We start from the raw sequence: 6,602 nt of genomic DNA on the forward strand, positions 1-6,602 counted from the left end.
ACGGCGAGGAGGTGGTTGTCGACGATGCCGCGCAGTTCCCCCATCCACCAGATCGCCATCTGGTTGAGGATCTTGCCCTTGCCGGGGATGGTGGTGGGCAGCACGTGGTCGTAGGCGCTGATGCGGTCGCTGGTGACCATGAGCAGGGCGTCGGCTCCTGCGGGGTCCTCCCCGTCGGGGGCGTAGATGTCCCGGACCTTGCCGGAGGCCAGGTGCGTCCACCCGGTGAGTTCGACGTGCTCGCCCATTGTTCCTCCTGGTCCCCGCGCCTCAGCCGTCCAGTCCGGCGGGCCAGGTCGCGATGTCGGTGCGGTGGTGCTCGCCCTGGAAGCGGATGAGGCCGACCGCCTCGTAGGCGCGCTGGCGGGCGCGCTCCACCGTGGCGGCGCGGGCGACGACGTCGAGGACGCGGCCCCCGGAGTTGACGAGTGCGAGGGTGGGCTCGAATCCGCAGCAGCCGGCCGCCACATCGGCGGGGTCGTCCGTGATCTCCTCGGAGGTGCCCGCGTGGATGACGTGGACGCCGTCGAGCCGTTCGGCGGCGTCGATGCCCGTGATGGCGTGCCCGGTGTCCGCGGGTCCGGGGTAGCCGCCGGAGGCCATGACGACGGTGACGGCCGCGTCGGGGGACCACACGGGCGGTGCGGCGCCGGCCAGGGAGCCGGTCGCCGCGGCGTGGAGCAGCGGCGCCAGCGGGGAGTCGAGGCGCTCGAGGACGACCTGGGTCTCGGGGTCCCCGAAGCGGACGTTGAACTCGACGACGCGGATGCCCTTCGAGGTCATCGCGAGCCCGCAGTAGAGCAGGCCGACGAAGGGGGTGCCCCGGCGGGCCATCTCGTCGATGACGGGCTGGGCGATGTCGTGGACGATCTGGTCCACGGCGCCGGAGGGCAGCCACGGCAGGGGGCTGTAGGCGCCCATGCCGCCGGTGTTGGGGCCAGCGCCCCCGTCTCCGGCGCGTTTGAAGTCCTGCGCGGGCACCAGGGGGAGGGCGGTGGCCCCGTCACTGAGGCAGAAGAGGGAGACCTCGGGCCCGTCGAGGTACTCCTCGATGACGACGGCGCCCCCTTGGCGGGCCAGGCAGGCCGCGGCGTGCGCGAGCGCCTCATCCCGCGACCCGGTGACGACGACGCCCTTGCCCGCGGCCAGGGCGTCGTCCTTGACCACGTAGGGGCTCCCCATGGCGTCCAGGGCGGCCCCGGCCTCGTCGATGGTGCGGCAGGTGCGGGATGCGGCGGTGGCGACGCCGGCGGCGGCCATGACCTGTTTGGCGAAGGATTTGGAGGCCTCGAGCCGTGCGGCTGCGCGGGTCGGGCCGAAGACGGGGACGCCCCGTTCCAGGACGGCGTCGGCGATCCCGGCGACCAGCGGGGCCTCGGGTCCGACGACGACCAGATCCACCTGCTCGCCCAGGGCGCGGCGCAGCACGTCGTCGGGGTCCAGGGGGTCGAGGGTGCGCGAGTCGCCCAGTCGCTCGAGGCCGGGGTTGCCCGCTTGGACGACGAGCTCGACGGGGTGGTCGGTGGTGGACGTGCGCGCGAGCGCGCGGGCGATCGCGTGCTCGCGCCCGCCGTTGCCGACGAGGAGGATCTTCACAGTCCCACTCTAGCGGCCGTGGCGGGCGGGGCAGCGGCGCCATCCCGTTCCTGGTCGCACGTCACAGTCCCCGCCGCCGCACGCTCACCACGCCCCGTTCGGGTTGCCGGAGCGCTTGGAGTCGGAGCGGTCCTGCCGGTCCTTCTCGTTGCCGCGGTTCTTTTTCTGCAGGTCCTGGCGCTTCTGGCGGTCCGAGGAGTTCTCGTTGTCGTACCCCTCGTCCTCGTTCTTGCTCTTGCCCTGGCCGCCCTTGTTCTGCTTGTCCTTCTGGTCCTGGCCCTGGTCGCCCTGGTCCTTCTGGTCCTGGCCCTGGCCGCCCTGGTCCTTCTGGTCCTGGCCCTGGCCGCCCTGGTCCTGCTGGTCCTGGCCCTGGCCGCCCTGGTCCTGCTGGTCCTGGCCGCCCTCGCCCTGCTTGTCCTTGGCCTGCTGTTCCTTGTCGCCGAGGCGGTCCGTGGAGTCGTCCGCCTGCTCCCCGGGGTCCTGCTGGCCGCCGCCACCGCCCTGTCCGCCGCTCTGCTGGTCGGACTGGCCGCCACCGCCCTGTCCGCCGCTCTGCTGGTCGGACTGGCCCTCGCCGTCGCCGGACTGGTCCTGGCTGGAGGAGGGGGACTGGCACGGGGAGATGATGTCCTTGGCCTCGGAGTACGCGGTGGCGGCCCCGGACCAGTCGGCCGACGCGGCTTTCGCGTCGCCCTGGATCTCGATGCCCAGGGCCAGGTTGATGCGCACCTGGCACTCGTAGGAGTAGGTCTCGATGCGGCCGGGCTCGACCTCCGTGGCGGTGGGGACCTGCTCCTTCGCCGTGCGCAGCAGGCCGATGCCGCCATCGGTGTCGCCCTCGCGCAGCATCGTGGTCCCGAGGTTGTAGTTGGCCACCCAGGGCTCGACCCCGCTCTTCGTGAGGGTCTTCTGCCCCTCGTAGCCGGCCTGGGCGCTCGCGTAGTCGGAGTCGGTCCAGTGCCCCAGCGAGGCGCGGGACCACAGGGTGAGGCCGATGAGGTACGTGGACGCGGCGAGGCCGATCAGCACGAAGGGGAGGGACCACAGCAGCGGGCGCAGCGCCTTGCGGGACCTGCGGGGCTTGGCGGCAGGCCCGTGCGCGGCCTTCGCCTTCGGCGAGGAGCCGCCCGTGTCCGCCTCGGGCGCGCCGAAGGGGACGAGCACGTCATCGGGGTCGGCGGACGGTGGGCCGACGGGGGGGAACTGGCCGTCAGATGGCATGGGACCTCCTCAAAGAGCGCGCGCGTATGGCCAGTGCGGCGCCCTCCCACGCCATGAGGGCCCCCAGGACGAGGGCCAGCGGCCATACGACGTACCGGTACGTGGAGAGCAGGTTCCGGGTCTCGGCCACGTCGGAGGCGCCGTCCATGAGCGAGGAGCACTTGCCCTCGATGTCCGCGGTGCTCGGCGAGTGGATGTAGTCGACCCCGAGGCGCGAGGCGATCGCCTGGAGCTTGTCCTCGTCGATCTTCGAGATCGCCACGGGGTCGCCGGCCTGCGAGCGGTCGTGGATGTACTCGTCCTGTCCGGAGTCGCCGCCCGAGCCCGATTGGGCGTCCGTGGTGGGGTCGCCGCCGATGCGCCGGACCTTCATGGGCCCCCCCTCCTTGGAGCCGTAGCCGATGACGAGGCCGCCGTCGATGTAGGGCTTGACCTGGTCCCAGTCGCTCTCCTCACCGGGGCTGTTGGCCGACCAGTGGTCCTGGTTGGAGGTCTCCCCGTCGGTGAAGACGAAGAGGGTGCGGAGGTTCTGGGGGTGCTTCTGCTTGTTCTTCTCCAGAATCGTCGCCAGGTGGGAGGCGGGCCGGTCCGGGGAGGAGCCCTGCGAGGATTCGGAGAGCTCCTGGACGAAGGTGGCCATGTACGAGGTCACCGCCGTGGAGTCCGTCGTCAGCGGCAGTTCGGTGCGCACACCGGAGTCCCAGCTGATGATGGAGAAGCGCGAGCCCGCCATCTTCTCGAGGATGGTCGCGACGTCCTGGCGGACCCCGTCGATCCGGGGCTTCTTGCCGTCCCAGTCCTCGGCCACCATGGAGCCGGTGCGGTCGATGACCATGTAGACCTCGACGGAGGAACTCACCTGGGTCGCTTCGCCTTCCACGGAGGGGCCCGCGCAGATGAGCGCCACGACGACCACGGCCAGGGCACGGCGCACGGCGTCGTTCAGGTGGGGGCGCGCCGAGCGCTTCCACATGAGGAACACCATGGCGGTGCCGATGACGAGGATCGCGATGATGACCGCGATGTGGGCGATTGGCCGGAATACCATGTCACACCCTCCCCAGGGCGATCATGCCGAAGAGCGCGAACATGCCCAGGACCGTCCACGCGAGCGCGGAGGCGGGCTTGTCGGTCTCCAGCATCTCCCCCGAGCCCTCGAGGTCGACCTTCTGCTGCTCCTCGATCGCCGCGATGACGCCCTGCACGCTGGCGGGGTTGGAGGCGTCGTAGAACTCGCCCCCCGTCTCCTTGACCAGCGTCTCCAGCTCCCGTCCCTCGCTGGACAGGAACGTGGACCCGTCCGAGGGGTACAGCGCGGTGACGACGACGTTCTGGCGCTTGGCGAAATCGATCGCGTCCTTCAAGGTGTAGATCTGGTCCCCGAGGATCTCGTTGTCGGTGGCCAGCAGGATCATCCGCGAGCGCTCCTGGTCGTAGTGGTCGAAGCCGAGCACGCAGGAGGCCAGTCCGTCACCGGCCAGGGAGGAGCTGCCCCCCTGGGAGTCGAAGGTGTCCTCCAGGTACTCCAGCAGCTCGTTGGAGACGTACACTCCGGAGGCGCTCTTGCCCTGGAAGCCGTTCTCCATGATCTCGCTCATCTCCTTGAGCACGTCGTCGGCCAGCGTGTAGTCGTCGGTGAGGGGGAACTTCGTGATGGAGCGGGCGTCCCAGAGCTGCAGGGAGATGCGCTCCCCGGAGAAGTGCTGGACGATCTGGCGGAACGCCTCGCCGATCTTGCCGTCGTAGGGGATCATCGACCCGGATGCGTCCAGGCACAGGACGATGTCGCGGGTGGAGAGCTTGTCGTGCTTGACCTGGCGGTCCACCGGGGCCCCGGCGCTGATGGCGACGGCGACGACCGTGAGGAAGAAGCAGACCACGACGGAGGCGAAGACGAGGCGGGTCCGCCTCACGAGCGCCTGGTACTTCGGGAGGGACCTCAGGTAGCCGGTGTTGGCCACCCACCCCTTCTTGTCGGCGCGCTTGCCCGCGTCGCGGGCCAGCCACCAGCCGATGACGGTGGCGGCCAGGACGACGCCGATGACGACGAAGACGAGCCATGTGAACCTCATGCGCCCACCGCCTGCGAGGCGAGGGACAGGATGCCGTCCACCGAGGGGCGGCGGGGCGGGGGCGGGGGCGCCATGTCCCAACCGGCAGCCAGGAGGGGGTTGTCAGGGCGCTCGCCGCGGCCCTGGTCGGCCCCCTCCTGCTCGTCGCCGACGAAGCTGGGCTCCTCGCACGCCTCGAGGACTTCCGCCAGCTGGGGCCATGTGGGCACCAGTGCGCGGATCTCGGCGACTGTGGCGACCTCGAGGTCGCGTCCGGAGCGCTCGGTGCCGAGGGCGCGCATGAGGCCGGCGATGGCCAGGTGGGTGCCGCGCTCGTCGAGTTCGCCGCTGGCGTTGCGCTGGGCGATCTGGTCGATGAACTCGTAGTAGCGCGAGCGCCGGGCGTCGGAGATGCTCTGCAGGTCGGTGACGGTGCGCTCGCGCGAGTGCCACCAGCTCCACAGGCTGTAGGCCACCCAGCCGACCACTAGGAGCAGGATCGCAGCGCCCGCGACCCACATCCAGTGCGGGTAGATGACGGGGTCGCGGAGGTAATCGGTGGCGTCACCGGACATAGCCGCCCCCTTCGCCCGCGCGGGCGGGCAGGGCGGTGCGGACGGGAGCGGTGCGGGGCGCGTCCGCCACTCGTAGTGCCATTCCGATTCTCTTCCCTGTTCCCATTGGGGCGCCGGTGGCCGACCACCCGGTCATGTGCTGGTACCGGCGCCGCGTTCACCTGATTGTGCCACGCCCGGGGCGATAGTGCTATCGCCGGGGGGCGGACGCCTCGCGGGGCAGCCGCCCCGAGAGATCGGAATTGCTCAACAGGGTTTTTTACGAATCATTCTGTGTTCGCGCGGTTTCCCGAGCGGGACGGGTACCCGGAGCGCCATACGTAGACACCGATGAGTGACACTCCCCCCAGCAGGCCCAGTGCCCACCACGGGAAGCCGGGGATCTCGGGAGCGGCCCCCGCGGCGTCCACGTCCTTCTGGGGAGTGGGGTAGACGCGCTCCCCGGTGATGAGGATGCGGTGGGTGTTGATGCCCAGCGGCGTGCACGTCACCAGCGTCGCCAGGTCGCGCCCCGGCTCGGCGCGCAGCGCCTCGGTCTCCTCGGGCTCGACGACCTTCTTGTCGATCACGCTGTAGGTGAGGACCTCGCCGAAGACCTCGAAGGTGAAGGTGTCGCCCGGCTCGACCTTGTCCAGGTCGGTGAACATGCGCGCCTCGGCCAGCCCCCGGTGCCCGGTGATGACCGTGCGCTGCCCCTGGCCGCCTACGGGCAGGGAGGTCCCCTCCAGATGCCCCAGCCCCTTGAGCAGGGTGTCGTCCGAGGTCCCGTGGTAGATGGGCAGGTCGATGTCGGCGGCGGGGACCTTCAGCCGGGCCATCAGGCCCGTCCCGTCCGCTGTGAGGATGGAGTCGTAGTCGAGGCTGTCATCCCCCGAGGTGCCGTCGCCGGTGGGGACGTTCGCGTTCGCCTCCAGCACCGCGCCGGCGCTGAGCGCGTCGTTGTACCTGCGGGCCAGGGCGAGCTGCTCGTCCGCGGAGGGGTCGGCGCGGCCCACGGATCCCTCGTACTGGGCGATGACCTGCGACTGGTTGTACTGGACGATCCACGCGGAGATCGACGGGTACAGGAAGAGCAGCAATCCGGCGAGGCCGAGCAGGGAGGGGATCAGCGACAGGGGCGAGAACCTCCACCTGCGCCCTCGGGGGGCGGGGGCGCGGG

Annotated in this window: 7 protein-coding genes; all 7 read right to left on the reverse strand. The window is 70.7% G+C overall.

Annotated features, from left to right (window positions below):
• Positions 1–248 (reverse strand): phosphoribosylaminoimidazolesuccinocarboxamide synthase (locus BH719_RS10080; RefSeq protein ID WP_009743760.1); only part of this gene is annotated, 248 nt, incomplete at its 3' end.
• 22 nt (positions 249–270) lie between these two features.
• Positions 271–1,596, reverse strand: coding sequence for a phosphoribosylamine--glycine ligase (gene purD / locus BH719_RS05380; RefSeq protein ID WP_009743761.1), 1,326 nt, complete (start codon positions 1,594–1,596; stop codon positions 271–273).
• Positions 1,597–1,680: 84 nt separating this feature from the next.
• Positions 1,681–2,817: a hypothetical protein gene (locus BH719_RS05385; RefSeq protein ID WP_050790623.1), complete on the reverse strand. Its 1,137-nt coding sequence runs from the start codon at positions 2,815–2,817 to the stop codon at positions 1,681–1,683.
• A complete protein-coding gene (locus BH719_RS05390) occupies positions 2,807–3,865 on the reverse strand; it encodes a vWA domain-containing protein (RefSeq protein WP_009743762.1) in 1,059 nt (352 codons plus the stop codon). Before BH719_RS05390 ends, BH719_RS05385 begins: the two co-directional genes overlap by 11 nt.
• Position 3,866: 1 nt before the next feature.
• Positions 3,867–4,889, reverse strand: a complete 1,023-nt coding sequence (locus BH719_RS05395; RefSeq protein ID WP_009743763.1) for a vWA domain-containing protein — start codon at positions 4,887–4,889, stop codon at positions 3,867–3,869.
• On the reverse strand, positions 4,886–5,443 hold the full coding sequence (locus BH719_RS05400) for a hypothetical protein (RefSeq protein ID WP_009743764.1): 558 nt from the start codon (positions 5,441–5,443) through the stop codon (positions 4,886–4,888). The genes BH719_RS05395 and BH719_RS05400 overlap by 4 nt, the downstream gene beginning before the upstream one ends.
• A gap of 266 nt (positions 5,444–5,709) precedes the next feature.
• Positions 5,710–6,602 (reverse strand): class C sortase (locus tag BH719_RS05405; protein WP_009743766.1); only part of this gene is annotated, 893 nt, incomplete at its 5' end.

The organism is Pauljensenia hongkongensis, assembly GCF_001746855.1.
GTDB lineage: Bacteria > Actinomycetota > Actinomycetes > Actinomycetales > Actinomycetaceae > Pauljensenia > Pauljensenia hongkongensis.